General features: G+C 61.5%; 1 protein-coding gene. It reads left to right on the plus strand.

Annotated elements, in window-relative coordinates; all coding sequences use genetic code 11:
* Positions 1-11 precede the first annotated feature (11 nt).
* Positions 12-535: flagellar transcriptional regulator FlhC (flhC, locus tag EIP75_RS23895; RefSeq protein WP_125245680.1), on the plus strand; the 524-nt coding region annotated here is incomplete at its 3' end.

A 535-nucleotide genomic window follows, 5' to 3' on the forward strand; every position in this document is an offset into this window, starting at 1 on the left:
GGAGACACACCATGCGCACCAAGAGCCTGTTGACCGAAGCCAAGCAAATCGAACGTGCCGTCACCCTGATCAACCTGGGTGCCCGTTTGCAAGTGCTGGAGTCGGAGACCGACATGTCCTATGAGCGCCTGCTGCGTCTGTACAAGGAAGTGTCCGGCAAGTCGCCATCGAAGGGCCAACTGCCGTTCTCGACCGACTGGTTCATGACCTGGCAGCCCAACATCCACGCCAGCCTGTTCCTCAACATCCACGAGTACCTGAACAAGGCCGCCGAGATCGACGAGATCGACACCGTGATCAAGGCCTACCAGCTGTACCTGGAGCAAACGCAATCCCAAGGCCTGGAGCCCCTGCTGTCGGTGACCCGCGCCTGGCGTCTGGTCAAGTTCATCGACAACGGCATGCTGACCATGACCAAGTGCTCCAAGTGCAGCGGCCACTTCGTGACCCACCCCCATGAGATCCCCCGCCACTTCGTGTGCGGCCTGTGCAACCCGCCGGCACGTGCCGGCAAGGGCAAGGCCTCCGGTGGCAT

Source organism: Aquabacterium soli, assembly GCF_003933735.1.
Taxonomy (GTDB): Bacteria; Pseudomonadota; Gammaproteobacteria; order Burkholderiales; family Burkholderiaceae_C; genus Aquabacterium; species Aquabacterium soli.